This window comes from Pseudodesulfovibrio indicus (genome assembly GCF_001563225.1).
Lineage (GTDB): Bacteria > Desulfobacterota > Desulfovibrionia > Desulfovibrionales > Desulfovibrionaceae > Pseudodesulfovibrio > Pseudodesulfovibrio indicus.
The window spans coordinates 1,277,861-1,293,630 of the sequence record NZ_CP014206.1; the positions used below are offsets into that span (position 1 = coordinate 1,277,861).

19 protein-coding genes and 1 tRNA gene are annotated in these 15,770 nt (G+C 63.8%); 7 read left to right on the plus strand and 13 right to left on the minus strand.

Going from position 1 to position 15,770, the window contains the following annotated elements:
- Window position 1 precedes the first annotated feature (1 nt).
- The gene (locus AWY79_RS05950; RefSeq protein WP_066801572.1) at window positions 2–1,249 is read right to left on the minus strand and encodes an HD domain-containing protein; all 1,248 of its coding nucleotides are present in this window, start codon (window positions 1,247–1,249) and stop codon (window positions 2–4) included.
- 201 nt (window positions 1,250–1,450) lie between these two features.
- On the opposite strand from AWY79_RS05950, the gene cbiM reads away from it, so the two are divergent.
- From cbiM to AWY79_RS05980, 6 genes are all read left to right on the plus strand, one after another.
- A complete protein-coding gene (gene cbiM, locus AWY79_RS05955; protein WP_066807048.1) occupies window positions 1,451–2,047 on the plus strand; it encodes a cobalt transporter CbiM in 597 nt (198 codons plus the stop codon).
- Window positions 2,048–2,090: 43 nt separating this feature from the next.
- Window positions 2,091–2,705 carry a hypothetical protein gene (locus AWY79_RS05960; RefSeq protein WP_066801575.1) on the plus strand — a complete coding sequence of 205 codons (615 nt, stop codon included), beginning with the start codon at window positions 2,091–2,093 and terminating at the stop codon, window positions 2,703–2,705.
- 138 nt (window positions 2,706–2,843) lie between these two features.
- A complete protein-coding gene (locus tag AWY79_RS05965; RefSeq protein ID WP_066801577.1) occupies window positions 2,844–3,296 on the plus strand; it encodes an RrF2 family transcriptional regulator in 453 nt (150 codons plus the stop codon).
- A 99-nt stretch (window positions 3,297–3,395) separates the two neighbouring features.
- Window positions 3,396–4,037 (plus strand): PAQR family membrane homeostasis protein TrhA, encoded by a 642-nt coding sequence (trhA, locus tag AWY79_RS05970; protein WP_066801579.1) that lies wholly within the window; start codon window positions 3,396–3,398, stop codon window positions 4,035–4,037.
- Between the two features lie 368 nt (window positions 4,038–4,405).
- Window positions 4,406–4,927 (plus strand): YeeE/YedE thiosulfate transporter family protein, encoded by a 522-nt coding sequence (locus AWY79_RS05975; protein WP_066801581.1) that lies wholly within the window; start codon window positions 4,406–4,408, stop codon window positions 4,925–4,927.
- A 1-nt stretch (window position 4,928) separates the two neighbouring features.
- Window positions 4,929–5,453: a YeeE/YedE thiosulfate transporter family protein gene (locus AWY79_RS05980; protein WP_066801583.1), complete on the plus strand. Its 525-nt coding sequence runs from the start codon at window positions 4,929–4,931 to the stop codon at window positions 5,451–5,453.
- Between the two features lie 457 nt (window positions 5,454–5,910).
- Here AWY79_RS05980 and AWY79_RS18670 read toward each other — a convergent pair whose 3' ends face one another.
- The 9 genes from AWY79_RS18670 to AWY79_RS06020 all read right to left on the minus strand — a co-directional run bounded on the left by AWY79_RS18670 (window position 5,911) and on the right by AWY79_RS06020 (window position 11,928).
- Entirely contained in the window at window positions 5,911–6,009 is a 99-nt protein-coding gene (locus AWY79_RS18670; protein ID WP_133986990.1) for a MetS family NSS transporter small subunit, read from the minus strand.
- 9 nt (window positions 6,010–6,018) lie between these two features.
- Window positions 6,019–7,503, minus strand: coding sequence for a sodium-dependent transporter (locus AWY79_RS05985; protein WP_066801586.1), 1,485 nt, complete (start codon window positions 7,501–7,503; stop codon window positions 6,019–6,021).
- A gap of 334 nt (window positions 7,504–7,837) precedes the next feature.
- The gene (locus AWY79_RS05990) at window positions 7,838–8,179 is read right to left on the minus strand and encodes a DsrE family protein (protein ID WP_066801588.1); all 342 of its coding nucleotides are present in this window, start codon (window positions 8,177–8,179) and stop codon (window positions 7,838–7,840) included.
- A 161-nt stretch (window positions 8,180–8,340) separates the two neighbouring features.
- Window positions 8,341–8,754 (minus strand): bacteriohemerythrin, encoded by a 414-nt coding sequence (locus AWY79_RS05995; RefSeq protein WP_066801591.1) that lies wholly within the window; start codon window positions 8,752–8,754, stop codon window positions 8,341–8,343.
- Window positions 8,755–8,793: 39 nt separating this feature from the next.
- Entirely contained in the window at window positions 8,794–9,249 is a 456-nt protein-coding gene (locus AWY79_RS06000; RefSeq protein ID WP_066801594.1) for a DUF1499 domain-containing protein, read from the minus strand.
- A 74-nt stretch (window positions 9,250–9,323) separates the two neighbouring features.
- A complete protein-coding gene (locus tag AWY79_RS06005) occupies window positions 9,324–10,151 on the minus strand; it encodes a substrate-binding periplasmic protein (protein ID WP_066801596.1) in 828 nt (275 codons plus the stop codon).
- A gap of 237 nt (window positions 10,152–10,388) precedes the next feature.
- A tRNA-Pro gene (locus tag AWY79_RS06010) sits at window positions 10,389–10,465 on the minus strand.
- 44 nt (window positions 10,466–10,509) lie between these two features.
- Complete coding sequence (gene amrS / locus AWY79_RS06015) at window positions 10,510–11,529, minus strand: AmmeMemoRadiSam system radical SAM enzyme (protein WP_066801599.1); 1,020 nt, start codon at window positions 11,527–11,529, stop codon at window positions 10,510–10,512.
- A 33-nt stretch (window positions 11,530–11,562) separates the two neighbouring features.
- A complete protein-coding gene (locus tag AWY79_RS06020; protein WP_066807050.1) occupies window positions 11,563–11,928 on the minus strand; it encodes a hypothetical protein in 366 nt (121 codons plus the stop codon).
- A gap of 185 nt (window positions 11,929–12,113) precedes the next feature.
- Here AWY79_RS06020 and purM point away from each other — a divergent pair, with 185 nt between their 5' ends.
- A complete protein-coding gene (gene purM / locus AWY79_RS06025; protein ID WP_066801602.1) occupies window positions 12,114–13,175 on the plus strand; it encodes a phosphoribosylformylglycinamidine cyclo-ligase in 1,062 nt (353 codons plus the stop codon).
- A gap of 365 nt (window positions 13,176–13,540) precedes the next feature.
- On the opposite strand, the gene AWY79_RS06030 is transcribed toward purM, so the two are convergent.
- From AWY79_RS06030 to rplM, 3 genes are all read right to left on the minus strand, one after another.
- On the minus strand, window positions 13,541–14,803 hold the full coding sequence (locus tag AWY79_RS06030; RefSeq protein ID WP_066801606.1) for a radical SAM family protein: 1,263 nt from the start codon (window positions 14,801–14,803) through the stop codon (window positions 13,541–13,543).
- Window positions 14,804–14,937: 134 nt separating this feature from the next.
- Window positions 14,938–15,327, minus strand: a complete 390-nt coding sequence (gene rpsI, locus AWY79_RS06035) for a 30S ribosomal protein S9 (RefSeq protein ID WP_066801609.1) — start codon at window positions 15,325–15,327, stop codon at window positions 14,938–14,940.
- A 12-nt stretch (window positions 15,328–15,339) separates the two neighbouring features.
- The gene (gene rplM, locus AWY79_RS06040; protein WP_066801612.1) at window positions 15,340–15,768 is read right to left on the minus strand and encodes a 50S ribosomal protein L13; all 429 of its coding nucleotides are present in this window, start codon (window positions 15,766–15,768) and stop codon (window positions 15,340–15,342) included.
- Window positions 15,769–15,770: the final 2 nt, after the last annotated feature.

A 15,770-nucleotide genomic window follows, 5' to 3' on the forward strand; every position in this document is an offset into this window, starting at 1 on the left:
ACTAATCGAAGTCCGCGAGCAGCGCGCCCACCTGGACCGAGGCGATGACCGGCTTCTCCTTGTACGTCTGCTGGATGCGGTACAGGGCGTGGTGCAGCTGGCCCGAGGAGATGCCGTTCTTGAGCGCGGTGTGCGCCTCTATGTAGGCGGCGAGGGAGTCCGAGACCTTGAGCAGCGGGCCGTCCTTGGGGTCCAGGGTGTCCTGGTTGTGCCGCCCGGCCAGGTCCGTCTCGGAGGTCTCGGTGATCTTGCCGTCCAGGACCACCGTGGCCTTGAACTCGCTGCCAACCTCCAACCCCAGGAAATACTCCAGCCGCTCGGTGATGTCCGTGTATCCGCCCTCCTTGAGGGGGTTGAGGACCACGCGGTGCAGCTCCAGTATCTCGTATTCGTGGATCAGCTCGCTGATGTCGCGGGAGGCGCCCTTGACCGGGGAGATGATGTCGCGGGTCAAGAGCTCGGGCAGGTCGTGGAACAGGCCGGAGAAGAAATTGTTCTGGCTGCGGGCGCGGCACGCCCCGACCTCCATGGAGAAGAACCAGGAGAAGGCGGCCACGATGAACATGTGGCCGAGGACCGAGGTCTCGGGCACGCGCGGGGTCTGGGACCACCGTTTCTGGAAGCGCAGCCTGCCGCACATGCGGGCGAACCCGCCGAGCACCGTGCCGTCCTCGTCCAGCAGCTCGGCCACGCCGCTTAAGTCGCGCATGGCGTTGAGCCGGTCGATGAACGACTGCTCGATCTCCTGAAGCTCGTGGTCCATGCGGTTGATGGACTTGAGCAGCTTGAACTCGGAGTAGCTGGCGTAGAGGTGGGCGGCGTGCAGGATGCGCCGGGCCAACCCCTTGTCCTCGGGGTGCATCAGGTATTCGCCCATGCGCCGGATGAAGTCGTCCCCCAGGGGCGAGATGCGCGGGGTCAGCTCCTTGAGCACCCAGTTGGTCAGGGTCCGGTAGTCCTCGGGATTCTCCTTGATGCGGTAGAAGACCGGCGGCTTGATGTCCGTTATGACCAGCCGGTAGAGATAGTCGTAGATGCCGCCCTCGATGATCGCCTCGCCCAGCGCGCGCTTGCGGGCCACGTCCATGCCGCGCGAATTGAGCAGGAAGAGGAGCCAGGCCACGATCATCTTGTGCCCCTGCTTGTCGACCTCCACCAGCTCCATGGGGCGCAACTTGTCGTTCCAGCGTTTCATGAACGCGCCGGAAAAAATGAGTTCGAGCAGGCTTTTTCTGATGATGACGGACATGTTCGCTCCCTTGGTCGCCGTGCGCAATGCGCCTGTAGCCGACGGCAAGGGCAGTATGCCGGACCGCCCGCGCCGGTGCAAACACTTCTTGTCAACAGGGACGGCTGGGTGTATACAAATTCAAATTTGTTAACACGATTGCGGAATCTACTTGAAAACCAAGAGGTTGATTCTCCAGCGATCAAGCCAAAGCGGGTGTTCATGCACATCTCCGAAGGGGTCCTCTCCGGCCCGGTGCTCCTGGGCGGGGCCGCGCTCGCCGTTGGCGGCACGGCCGTCGGCCTGAAGAGCATCGACTACGACCGGATCATGTCCGTGGCCATCCTGTCCGCCGCGTTCTTCATCGCCTCGCTGATCCACGTACCCATCGGCCCGGCCAACGGCCACCTGATCCTTGGCGGGCTGCTCGGCGTGGTCCTGGGCTGGGCCGCGTTCCCGTCCATCCTGGTGGCCCTGACCCTCCAGGCCGTGCTCTTCCAGTACGGCGGCCTGACCGTGCTCGGCGTGAACACCTTCAACATGGCCGCGCCCGCCGTGGCCTGCTTCTACGTTTTCCGGCCCATGCTCGCCAAGTCGGGCCCCAACCGGTTCGCGGCCGCCTTTGCCTGCGGGTTCCTGGCCATGCTCCTGAGCGCGGTCCTGACCGCCGGGGCGCTGGCCCTGTCCGGCGACGAGTTCCGCGAGGCAGCCCAGGTGCTGCTCGTCGCCCACCTGCCGATCATGGTGGTGGAAGGGCTGGTCACGGCCTTTACCTATTCCTTCCTGGCCAAGGTCAAGCCCGAGGTCCTGACCTGCTGATCCGGGGACGCCCGTGCCACCGGAAAACCGACAAGGAGTTTCCATGAACCGTCTTCTGCTCATCGTCTGCCTGGCCCTGGCCGCAACGCTTTGCCTGTCCGCCGTGTCCGAGGCGCACAAGGTCAACATCTTCGCCTATGTAGAGGGTGACACGATCGTCACCGACAGCGGCTACAGCCGCTCCAAGCGCGTCAACGACGGCGTGGTCGAGGTCTACGACGGATCGTCCGGCGAGCTGTTGCTCTCCGGCAACACCGACGAGGCCGGGCTGTTCACCTTCGTCATCCCCAAGGAGGCCCGCGAGCGCCAGGCGGACCTGCGGCTGCTGCTCAAGGCCGGAACCGGGCACCAGGCCGAATGGACCGTGAAGTACGACGAGTTCGCCGACGCCCCCAGGCCGGTCAGCGACGTGGTGGTCGAGGACCCGATCCAGGCCGCGCCCCAAACGCCCGCCGCCCTTGCCGCCGCAGCCGCTCCGGCGGGGACCCTGACCGAAGCCCAGGTGGAAGCCATCGTCCGCCGCGAGCTGGCCCCGCTCAACCGCATGGTGGCAGAGATGCACGACTCCGGCCCGTCCCTGGTCGAGATATTCGGCGGCATCGGCTGGATATTCGGCCTGTTCGGCGTGGCCGCGTACATGAAGAGCCGCAAGCCCTGAACCGCAAGGAATTCCTAAACAGACCTCAGAGGTCGCGATTGTTGTCGCGGCCTTTTTTTTGTGCTAATTCCCCTACGGGAACATACCAGTTTGTGAATCAGCACCCGAGCCGGGCGCGTCAACTTGCGAGGAACACTTATGAAACTGACCACACGGAGCCGCTACGGGACACGCATGATGCTCGACATCGCACAGCACGGCAAGGAAGGTCCGGTGCGTATCCAGGACATTGCCGACCGCCAGGGCGTGTCCGCCAAGTACCTGGAAAAGCTGATTCGCAAGCTCAAGGACGTGGGTTTCGTCAAGTCCAAACGCGGCCCCAGGGGCGGCCACTCCCTGGCCAAGCCCGCCTCCGAGATCCCCATCGGCGAGGTGGTCCACGCCCTGGAAGGCGATGGCTCCCTGGTGGAGTGCCGTTCCGGGGACAAGGGGTGCGCGCGCATGAAGCTCTGCCTGACCCGCAGGCTGTGGCAGGAGGCCGCCGACGCCATGTACGAGCGGCTGAACACCTTCACCCTGGCCGACCTGATCGACGACGCAGAGCAGTGCGGCAGCAACTCCGTGAAGCCCTGGAGCCGCGGCGGATTCTAGGTTTTCCGCTCCCACGGCGGGCACAAACCGCCTCGAACGCTTGTTTGATATCGCCAAGTGTGCCACACTGAAGACGGCGCTAACAGCCAGGGAGCCGATATGACCAGAACGCTCAGGGACCCGATCAGCGGGTTGACCCATTGCATCGCAGCCGGACTCGCCGTGCTCGGCACCGTCCTGCTCATCGAGCGCTCGCTGGACCCGACCCTGCCGTGGCACATCGTGACCTTCTCCATCTTCGGCGGGGGCATGATCCTGCTCTACACCGCCTCCACCCTGTACCACTGGCTGCCCGTGTCCGAGGAGTGGGTCCGCGTCCTGCGCCGGGTGGACCATTCCATGATCTTCTTCTACATCGCGGCCACCTACACCCCCATCTGCCTCATTCCCCTGCGCGGGCCGTGGGGATGGTCCATGTTCGGGTCGGTCTGGGGGCTGGCCCTGGCCGGCATTGTCATGAAAATCTTCTGGATGAACGCCCCACGCTGGCTGTCCACCGGCCTCTACCTGGGCATGGGCTGGCTGGTCCTGGTGGGCATCTACCCCCTGACCCAGGCCATGTCCGCCGCCTCCATCGCCTGGCTCGTGGCGGGCGGCGTGGTCTACTCCCTGGGCGCGGTCATCTACGCCCTCAGGTGGCCCGACCCCTTCCCGAAGCGTTTCGGCTTCCACGAAATCTTCCACCTCTTCGTCATCGGCGGTTCCTTCTGCCACTTCGTCTTGATGTATTGGTACGTGTAGCGGCGGCTTCCGATAGCGGCGCGTCAGCACATTCTTCGAGGGCGCTGCCTCTTGGCGACGGCTTCCGATAGCGGCGCGTCAGCACATTTTTAGAGGGCGCGGCCGATCCTCACGTATGCCGCAATACGCTGCGGTCGGCCGCGCCCTCGAAAAATGCACTGCCACACCACTCTCGAAAGCCTCGGTACGGCGGGGGTGGACGTCGGGGTCGCTACGCTTCCGACGCTGAAAGGCAGGGGAGGGGGAAGGGGGTTGTGTCCGACGCTGGGAGGTGAGGGGTCGAGGGATTTCCTCCCGGGGTGGTCGTTTTCTTTCCTTTTTTTTGTCAGTCTGCGATACTTTGTCCCAAACTTGTAAGGAGGGCTTCCATGAACAAACGTGATTCAGGCATGAACCCGTATCTGGGAGGCGCGCTGACCGGGCTGCTCCTGGCCCTGTCCGTGTTGCTGGTGGGCAAGTATTTCGGGGCGTCCACGTCCTTTGTTCGGTCCGTGGGCCTTGTCGAGCTGTCCCTGGTTCCGCAGCATGTCGAGGCGACCAGCTACTTCATGAAGTATTTCAGCGAGAACGCGGGCATCGATTGGCAGTGGATGTTCGTGCTCGGCATCTTCTTCGGCGCGTTCCTGGCGTCCAACTTCACCGGGTCCTTCGAGTGGAACCCGCTCCCGGAAATCTGGAAGGCGCGCTACGGCTACAAGCCCGGCAAGCGGGCCGTCATGGCCTTTGCCGGCGGGGCCGTCGCCCTGTTCGGCGCGCGCATGGCGGGCGGCTGCCCCAGCGGGCACGGCCTGTCCGGCATGGCCCAGCTCACCGTCAGCGGCACCCTGGCCATGGTCGCCTTCTTCGTCGGCGGCATGATCATGGCCCGCCTGCTCTACGGAGGGAAATAACATGACGCTCATGTTCGGCCTCTTCACCGGCGTCCTGTTCGGCGTGCTGCTCCAGCGCAGCCGCGTTCTCCGTTTCGACAAACAGCTCGGCGCGCTCCTGCTGCGCGACATGACCATCGTCAAGTTCATGTTCTCGGCCATCGTCACCGCCGCCGTCCTCATCCACCTGTTCGTGGACCTGGACCTCGCCGCCCTGTCCGTGAAGGCGACCTCCATCGGCGCGCAGGGCATCGGCGGCCTGCTCTTCGGCGTCGGCTGGGCCATGCTCGGCTACTGCCCCGGCACCTCCTGGGGCGCCTTCGGCGAAGGTCGTTACGACGGCCTCTGGGGCATCCTCGGCGGCTGGCTCGGCGCGGCCCTCTATGCCGAACTCTACCCGGCCATGAAGGTTTCGGTCCTCGCCTGGGGCGACTACGGCAAACTCACCTGGGCCTCCCTCTTCGGCATCAACCACTGGATACCCGTCCTCGTCCTCGCCGTCGGCGCAATCGTCCTGTTTCGGTTCTTCGAGAAGAAGGGATTGTAGGGGGGAATGCCTCCGGCGGCCAGAGGGGGAAACTTTGATGCGGGCCGTCCATGGCCCGCACCCCTACGGGGTCGCGCCCCAAAGAGGGCGCGGTCCAAATCCGCTGTCCTGCGGATTTGTCGAGAAAGTTTCCCCCTCTGGACTCCCCCTTCCAAGCTTTTTGTCGCTCGCTTCGCTCGGGTTTGTGCCGGGGCGGAGGACAAGGGAACGTGTCAGGGCGGCGTGTTGGAACATGGGTGAAGAGAGTCGGCCTCTCTCGACCCGTCACCCCTCGCGAAGCGACCCAAAAAGTTTGGGAGGGGAGAAGGGGATTGGGGGGTCCGGGGAGGAAAGAGGAAGAGGGGAACCCCTTTTCAAAGGGTTCCCCTCTTCCTCTTTCCCCCTGGCCGTCGGAGGCAAAAACAAAAGGGCGCTCCTTGCGGAGCGCCCTTTTGATTGGTTTCGTCGGTAACGGGGATCAGCCCCGTTTCCTGATGGCGAGGCGGATGCAGTAGGCGGCGCCGCCCCAGGTGACGCCGAGGCCGAGGCACATCATGATGAGAGCGGAGGTATTCATGGCGTTCTCCTAATTTTTGCGCACAAAGCCGTAGGCGGGTTCGCGGCGGCTGAGGGCGAGGGCGATGACGAAGGCCACGGGCAGCAGGGACCAGCCGAGGAGGATGAGGTCCTGCTGGGCGTAGCCGCCGTAGGGGGTGCCGAGGTCGGTGACGACGTTCATGATGAAGGTGTAGCCGAGCACGGCCACGGTGACGAGCTTGAGGCACAGTCTCCAGGCGGTGCCGACCCGGAAGTCGGACACGGTGTTGACGTGCTGGTTGAGGTCGTCGAGGCCCACGATGTAGCTCATGAGCACGATCTCCACCAGGGCCAGGCCGAGGATGCAGAGGTTGTTGATGAAATGGTCGACGATGTCGAGGATGAGCAGTCCGCCGCCGGTGGTGAAGACGATGGTGAAGGCAAAGCCCACGGCGCACACCAGGGTGGCGGTCCGTTTGCGGCTCATGCCGAACTTGTCGATGAACGAGGAGGACACGGCCTCGACGATGGAGATGTGGGAGCTGACGCCCGCCATGGTCAGGCAGAGGAAGAACAGGGTTCCCACGAACACGGGGGCGGGCATGGTGTTGATGGCCGCCGGGATGGTGATGAAGGCCAGGCCGACGCCCGCGCCGGCCACGTCGGACACGTCCTGTCCGGTGGCGTGGGCCATGTTGCCCAGCACGGAGAAGATCATCACGCCCGCGAGCATGGAGAAGCCGCAGTTGATGAACACGGTCATGGCCGCGTTGTTGTTGATGTCCGAGTCCTTGGGCAGGTAGCTGGAGTAGGCCAGCATGATGGAGAAGCCGATGGACAGGGAGAAGAATATCTGGCCGTAGGCGTCGGCCCAGACAGAGAAGTCGGCGAGCTTGGAGAAGTCCGGGGTGAACAGGTAGTTCAGGCCGGTCATGGCGCCGGGCAGGTTGACCACGCGGACGATGAGCACGATGACGAGCAGGAAGAGCAGGGGGATGAGGATCTTGCAGGCCCGCTCGATGCCCTTGCGCACGCCGGAGGTGATGGCCAGCCAGGTGATGCCCCAGGCCAGGGTGCACGCGCCCAGGATGGGCCAGCGCACGGCGCCGAGGTTCAGGGGCGAGTCGGACAGGCCGAGGTAGTCGCCGAAGAAGAACGCCTTGGGATCGCTGCCCCACGCCTGGTTCAGGGCGAAGCCGGTGTAGTTGATGGTCCAGCCGATGACCGCCACGTAGTAGATGGTGATGACCATGGCGACCATGACCTGCATCCAGCCGAGCCATTCCCACTTGGAGCCGAGGGCGCGGAAGACCTTGGGCGCGGAACCCCGGTATTTCTGGCCCATGCCGAATTCGAGGATCATGAAGGGGATGCCCGCGGTGAGCAGGGCGAAGAGGTACGGGATGAGAAAGGCGCCGCCGCCGTTCTCGTAGGCCATGTAGGGGAAGCGCCAGATGTTCCCCAGCCCGATGGCGGAGCCGACCGCGGCCAGGACGAATCCTGCGCGGGAGCCCCATTGTTCACGTTGAGCCATATTGTTCACCTGTGATGATAAAAGTATGTCCCGCCCCCCGGCGGGAATGAAGGTCCGGCGCGCCGTATTGTCGGCACCGCGCGGCGTTGAAAAAGAGAACGGGACAGCCTTTTCGGGCGTCCCTTCCCCTTAGTCCGTTGAACGGAGTTCAACAAAAAGCGGGGTGTCTGTAAGACAAATCCTACCGGTTGTCCACTTTGGAACCCCTGTTTCGGGGGTGGAATACGATTTTTATCCGGTTTTTCTGTCCTGGAATGCGATAATTCGGGTGAAAGGCAGGGAAAAAGAGAATTTTTGCCCGGCGCGTCGAAACGCGCCGGGCAAGATCGGGCGGCTAGAAGGTCAGGATGGTGTACCCCTTGTCCATGTAGGCGGCCATGGACGGGTGGCCGGACATGTCGTCGAGCAGGGGCAGCCCGGCTTCCTTGACCGCTTCGAGCACGCCCAGCTTGGCCGAGCATGCCTTGCACGCGCCTTCGATCAGGCCCGCTTCCTTGGCCTTGCGGTAGAGGTTGCCGAACGGCGCGTCCGGTTTTTCCAGTTCGGGCACGAGGGTGACGGACGCACCCTCGAAGACGATGATCGCTTCCTTGCCTTTTTCCTTCAGGTCGAGCGCGTTGAGCAGGACGTGGACGAAGCACATGAGTTCGCCGTTGAATGCGTAGAGGCAGTACATGGTCGCTCCTTGGTTTGGGTGGGCGAAAGAACAGGCCCCCCGCCATATGCCACGACATATACCAGGGGTCCGCCGGTTCGTCAGCCGGGAATTCAGTCAAAGACCAGGGATATCTCCCACGTCACCCGGATCATGCCCCCGGGGCAGGGGGCGGGAGGGGATCAGCGGACGGCTTTGGAGGCGAGGAAAGCGGCGTATTCGGAATCGGTCCCGATCATGTGTTCGGTCATCCATTCGCGGAGGAAGCTGTACACGTCCAGGTCCAGTGCCACCGAACCCTCTTCGTGTTGTCTCAGCAACGTCTGAACGCGGCTTGTCAGCTTCCGGTGCTCTTCCCTGTGGTGGGAGAACCCGGATTCCGGGAAGCCGTGTTCCGTCAGGATTTGTTCCTCGAAATCGAAGTGGTAGTCGGCGTAGCGGGCCAGTTCGGCAAGCACCCGGCCCAGTTCCTTCGGCCCCTCGTCGCGCATGATGGCCAGGAACAACTGGTTGGTCAGGGCCACGAGCGCCTTGTGCTGATCGTCAAGCGCCGTGATGCCGACGGAGTGGGAGTCACACCATTCTATCTGTGCCATGGTTGCCGTTGTATGCAACAATGCGACGAAAGGAAAGGCCTAAGGCCGGGCCAGGGCCTCGCGCAACGTTTCCACCCGCCGCCGGTTGACGCCGAAGTCGGAATACCCGACCCGCGATGCGGAGCGGATCTCGATGCGCCCTTCGGCGGGGCGGTACAGGCATTCCAGGTCGTCCCGGAACCGCCACAGCGGGCTGGTGAACACGGCCCGCAGGTAAGGCCCTTGGCGCTCGGCGATCTCCCCGCCCAGATCCAGGACGGCCGACGAAAGCCGGTCCATGACCTCGTTCTCCGGCCCGACGGCCTCGATGGGGGGAACGCGCCTGCCGGGGGCCGAGGCCTCGGACGCCACGCAGTTGTCCCGGTCCGGGCAGTCGGCCAGCCCGTCTTCGTTCACGCCGAGCCCTTCCGGGACCCTGGCGGAGTAAAAGGAAAGTGCAAGCAGCCCGAGCGCGACCAGCATGACCACGGCGAGAAAGATGAGAAGATATTTCATTATCCGATCCTATGACGGAACCCGCCCCCACGGCAAGGCGCACCCGGCGGTTGGGGAAAGAGGGCCGGTCCGTTCTACTGGGTAAAAATCAACTCGTCGGCGGTGGGGATGGATTCTATTCCATACTTGTCGCGGAGCCGCATGGACCAGGTCACTGCGATGGCGAAGAACGTGCCGTCCCGCTTCATGTCCCGTGCAGCTTCTTCCCAGCGCCGGAACAGGTCCAGATCCGTGTCCCGGGGCATGGCGATGTAGACCTCGGAGGCATACGGCACCAGCCTCGGCTTGAACGCCGAGAGTTCGAGCTTGTTCACGGAGCATTCATAGGCCACACCCTGCGGCTCGAGAAAGGCCAGGTCGATCCGGCCCTCCATCAATTTCCTCATGTTGGAAAGATGGCTGTTGGTCGTGTCGATGCGCTTGAACCCGTTCTCCCGTGCGAATTCTTCCCGGACATCGCCGTTCACGACCCCGACCCGGACCTCCTTGGCTTGGTCGAGCGTGGCGATATGGGTATTGTTGTCCTTATAGGAATACAAAATCCATGGCTTGAACAAGAGCTTGGTGATCCAGTGGTAACGATGCTCCCTGCCGGGCGTGCGCGAGATGCCGATGACGATGTGGCTGCCGTTTTCCGCCAGGCTGAGCAGCCTTCTTTCCGGAAGCAGCTCGATGGGCGTGGGGTCTCCGATCCTCCGCTGAATTTCCTTGGCCACGTCCACGGAAAAACCGGTGATATTCCCATCCGTATCAATATAGTTGGCGGGGGGCTCGTTGACGGTCAGAACACGCAGGGAATCGGCAGCGCAGGGGAAATAGCCGCCCGAGAGGATGGTGCAGACAAAAACGGCCCCGGCAAGGAGGCAAAGGTCCTTTCTGCGGAAAATATGAGTAAACGCCATGGCAGCTCCACCCGATAGCAACTTTTACCCTATGATGAACCATACCGCGTTTGCCCCGGAGTTGCCAACGCCGTTATATTCGGCCCGGACTTCAGTTCCATCCGTCTATCTCGGCGCGGTGAAGCGGTCCTTGTCCCGGGTGTGCGCCGGGGCGGTGCCACGGCGCCAGAGGGCCGGGGCGGAACAAAAAAGCCTTGAATCAAGGTGAGTACCAAGATTCAAGGCTCTGTTGCCGTTTGGTCGGGGCGAAGGGATTTGAACCCCCGGCATCCTGCTCCCAAAGCAGGCGCGCTACCAGTCTGCGCCACGCCCCGAGGGTGTGCATACCTACTGGAAAAGAGGGCCGTTTGCAAGCCGGTCAGGCCAGGCCCACCCCGTCGACGGGTTCGCCGCACGCCGCGCACCGCCCGTGCCGCAGGCCGTGCATGTTGGCCGAGAACCCGGACCGGTCGATGACCTCCCGTCCGCAGCCGGGGCAGAGGGTGGTCTGCCGGTTGGAGCCGGGCATGTTGCCGATGTACACGTACTTCAGCCCCTTGGCCTTGCCCACGGCGTAGGCCGCTTCCAGGGAGCCGCCCGAGGTGGGCGGGGCGCTCGTCATCCTGTAGTCCGGATGGAAGCGGGAGATGTGCCACGGCGTGTCCGCGCCGATCTCCGTGGCCAGGAAGTCCGTGAGCCGGTCCAGCTCCTCGGGCGAATCGTTCCTGCCGGGAATCAGCAGCGTGGTCACCTCCAGCCACCACTTCAGCTCGTGCTTGATGGTCCGCAAGTTGTCGAGCACGGGCTTGAGCCGCGCCCCGGAAATCTCCTCGTAGAACGACTCGGTGTAGCACTTGAGGTCCACGTTGATGGCGTCGATGTCCGGCCCCAGCGCCTCCAGGCACTCCGGGCTCATGAATCCGTTGGAGACCATGATGTTTTTCAGCCCGGCCACGCGCGCCAGCCGGGCCGTGTCCTGCATCAGCTCGAAGAAGATGGTCGGCTCGGAATAGGTGTAGGAGATGGACGCCGCGCCGCGCCGGACCGCCTCGTCCACCAGCTCCTCGGGCGAGGTCCGCTGGCCGCGGATGGTCCCGTCCGTGCGCGGGGGCTGGGACAGGGACCAGTTCTGGCAGAAGGTGCACGACAGGTTGCACCCCATGGTGGCGAAGGAAAAGGTCCGGGTGCCGGGCAGGAAATGATAGAGCGGCTTCTTCTCCACCGGGTCAAGGTTGACCGCCGCCACCTTGTCGTAGTTCAGGGACCACAGCGTCCCCTCCCGGTTTTCGCGCACGCCGCACTTGCCGCGCGCGCCCGGCTTCACCGCGCAGAAATGATTGCACAACCGGCACTGGACCGCGCCGTCCTTGAGGGGTTTCCAGAGTCTCGCTTCGATCATCCCGCCGGTCCTCCCTGCCCCGAAACGGGGCGGCTATTCGGTGGTCGTGGTGGTGGTCGAGGTGGAGGTGTTGCCCCCTGGGTCCGTGGACTTGGTGGTCGTGGTCGTGGAACGCTTGCTGGGCCAGGAAACGTCCGGGTCCACGGCGATGATCACCTTGTCGTACCAATCCACCTCTTCCTGCTTGGGCTGGTGCGAGTCGATGGTCGTGTCGCCGCGCTCGTTGGTCCCGAAGGTCGTGACCGCGTCCCCGTCCTCCGCGGGCCGGGTGCCGAAGGCGTTGTCCTGCCGGTTCTTGGCCGTGTCCTTGTTCGGGAATTTGGACTGGGCAGCGCCGAGCCCCGGCGTCAAAAGGACAACGGTCAGGAGCAATGTGGCTATGATACTGAAAAAGCGCATGGTTTCCTCCATGGCTGATTGATACTCTTCCATTCACCCACTATACGCACGCGGTATCCCCTTGGCAAATGCAATTGCCGGGCCGGGAACTTGTCGCTTGAACTTGGTCCGGCAACCATCTATAAGCGACCAAAGCCAACGACCCCCGCGCCCGACACCCGGGCGCGGCATCAGAGGAGACACCCATGAGCGACAGCGCCAAGCGTTCCCAGGCATACACCGCGGCCGGTGTGGACATCGAGGCGGGCAACGAGTTCGTCCGCCGCATCAAGGACATGGTCAAGTCCACCTTCACCCCCGGCGTGGCCACGGATATCGGCGGCTTCGGCGGCCTGTTCAAGCCCGAGATCGGGGGCATGGAAGCGCCCATGCTGGTGGCCGGAACCGACGGCGTGGGCACCAAGCTCAAGCTCGCCTTCATGTTCGGCATCCACGACACCGTGGGCATCGACCTGGTGGCCATGTCGGTCAACGACGTGCTCGTCCAGGGCGCGACGCCCCTCTTCTTCCTCGACTACTTCGCCACCGGCAAGCTCGAACCCGGCGTGGCCGCCTCGGTCGTGTCCGGCGTGTGCGAAGGGTGCCGCCAGTCCGGCTGCGCCCTGCTCGGCGGCGAGACCGCCGAGATGCCCGGCTTCTATCCCGACGGCGAATACGACCTGTCCGGCTTCGCGGTCGGCATGGTCGATACCCCCAAGCTCGTCACCGGCAAGGAGATCGCCCCCGGCGACGTGCTCATCGGCCTGGCCTCCTCCGGCGTGCACTCCAACGGCTGGTCCCTGGTGCGCAAGATCCTGGGCGAATCCGGCCTGAAAAACGACGACGCCTTCCCCGGCTCCGGCAAGACCGTGGCCGAGACCCTCATCGAGCCGACCAAGATCTACGTCAAGCCGGTCCTCGAACTCATGCAGTCCATGACCGTCAAAGGCATGGTCCACGTCACCGGCGGCGGATTCTACGACAACATCCCGCGCGTCCTGCCCGAAAACGTGGCCGCGTCCATCAATTTCGGCTCCTGGGCCATGCTGCCCGTGTTCGACTGGATCAAGAACCAGGGCGACCTGTCCTGGCCCGAAATGCTCCAGATCTTCAACTGCTCCATCGGCTACATCCTCATCGTCGATCCCGCCGACGCCGACGAGGCGCTCGAAAAACTCGACGCCCGCCCGGATGTCGAAGCCTACCGCATCGGCGAAATCACCACCCGCAAGGAAGCCGCCGAACAAGTCGAGGTCGTCTTCCCCTAACCGGGACCACTGGTTGCCATATAAAAAAAGGGCCGCGCTGATGCGCGGCCCTTTTTTTGATGCCTCCGGCGGCCAGAGGGGGGAAACTTTTGAAAAAGTTTCCCCCCTCTGGACTCCCCCCTTCCAAACTTTTTGTGTGCCTTCGGCAAGTCCGTGCGGGAGCGGGTTTTGTGCTGGGGTGGTCGTGAACGTTCCGCAAAGCGGCACGCCTGCTCATGACCCTCGAACCTCGCGTAGCGACCCGAAAAGTTTGGGAGGGGAGATGGAGATGGGGGGGGCCAGGGGGGAAGGGGAAGAGGGGAACCTTTTCCAAAAGGTTCCCCTCTTCCCCTTTCCCCCTGGCCGCCGGAGGCGACTCTCGACGGCTATCCCAGGTATGGGTTGAAGTAGCCGTATTCGATCCAGGGCAGGGCTTTTTTGAGTCGTTTTTTGAAGTTGTTGAATCCCATGGCGGGCGAGTGGCCGAAGGGGGCCATGAGGCGGAGGTAGAGTTCCGGGTCGAGGTTCAGGTTGCGCAGCTGGATGAAGTCGTAGCGGCAGGTCTCGCCCAGTTCGACCAGGGCGTCGAATTCCTCTTCGGTGTCGGTGATGCCGGGGAAAAAGAGCAGGTTCAGCGACACGAACAGGCCGACGTCGTGGGCCTTGGAGATGGTTTCGCGGACGTCCTCGAAGGTGTAGCCGGTGGGCCGGTAGTAGGCCTCGTAGGGGTCTTTGCGCGCGGAGTTGAGGCTCACGCGGATGGAGTTCACCCCGGCGATTTTGAGGGCGGGCATGGCCTGGTGGCGCGAGCCGTTGGTGTTCACGTTGACGGTGCCGGTGCCGCCGTCGTCGCGGTAGGATTTGACGGCCTCGCAGATGAGTTCGGCCTCCAGCAGCGGTTCTCCCTCGCACCCCTGGCCGAAGGAGAAGATGGGCCGGCGTTCGCGGGATTCGTGGCGGCGCATGACCTGGACGATCTCCTCGGCAGTGGGCCGGAAGGCGATGCGGCACTGGGGCGAGGGGAAGCCGGAGTCCGGCCGCTGGAGCGAGATGCAGCCCACGCACTCGGCGTTGCAGGCGCGCGAGGTGGGCAGGGGGCATTCGAACCGGCCAAGCGCGAGGTTCTTGGCCGCCGGGCAGCCGCTGGTCAGGGCGCAGCCCGCCAGGTGGTTGACCAGCCGGTTGTCGGGCAGCTCGGAGATGATCTGGTGCGCCCCGGCCTCGATGCGGTCGGGCGGGATGTGGCTGAACACCTGGCGCTTGTCCTCGTCCACCTGTTTGGCGGCCACCCAGAACTTGCCGTTGGCGTAGCCGATGCCCGCGTAGGAGAGCAGGGGCAGGACGGGCGCGTCGTCGTCGGATTCGTAGGCCGCGATGCCGGTGACGGTGTTGCCGGGGCAGGCGAAGGCGGCCACGGCCAGCTCCTCCATGACCTCCACCTGGCCGTGTTCCTGGCTGTAGCCCATGGCGTGGCGGCCGGGCAGCATGAAGAACTCGGATTCGTCGGGCAGGGGGGTGATCTCGTCGGGCCTGGGCAGGCCGAACTCATTGCCCCTGCGGACCATCATGAGCAGGTCGGGGTGATCGAATATTTCGCCGTCGGGCGTGGCGAAGAGCATGTGCGGCTGTGGTTTCTTCTTGGCGGTCATGGTGAGGGCATCCTAAGGGCAAAACCGGTTTCGGGGCAAGAAATGAATGGGTTCGGAGGGCTTTCGCCCAACGCGAAAAGGCCGGCTCCCGTTCGGGAACCGGCCTTGCGAGATCGTCTGGTATCCAGTTCGGCTTAACGCTTGGAGAACTGGAAGGAGGCGCGGGCGCCGCGGAGGCCGTACTTCTTGCGCTCCTTCTTGCGGGCGTCGCGGGTCAGCAGACCGGCGGGCTTCAGCAGGCCGCGCAGCTCGGGATCGAGCTCGCAGAGGGCGCGGGCGATGCCGTGGCGCAGGGCCTCGGCCTGGCCGGAGACGCCGCCGCCGGAGCAGTTGGCCTTGATGTCGAAACGGTCGAGCATCTTGACCAGCTTGAGCGGCTGCTGCACGACCATCTGCAGGGTCTTGCGGGGGAAATAGTCCTCAAAGGGACGGCCGTTGACGGTGATCTGCCCGGTACCGGCGTAGAGGCGGGTGCGGGAGATCGCGTTCTTGCGTTTGCCAGTGGCGTAGGTGAAATTGCTCATGATAATCCCCGATTAGAAATCCAGAGTTTTGGGTGCCTGGGCTGCGTGCGGGTGCTCGGAGCCGGCGTAGACCTTCAGCTTCTTCAGCTGCTGGGCGGCCAGCTTGTTCTTGGGCAGCATACCCTTCACAGCGGCGGTGATGACGTTCTCAGGCTTGATGTCCAACATCTCGCGCAGGGTCTTTTCCTTGAGCCCGCCGGGATGGTTGGTGTGCTTGTAGTACATCTTCGCGTCCATCTTCTGGCCGGTCACCTTGACCTTCTCGGCATTGATGACGACGATGAAGTCGCCCATGTCCATGTGGGGGGCGAACTCGGGCTTGTGCTTGCCGCGCAGACGGGTGGTGATCTCGGTGGCCAGGCGGCCCAGGATCTTGTCCGTGGCGTCAACGATGAACCATTCGCGGTTCGCGTCTTCCGGCTTCGGGCTATATGTCTTCATAA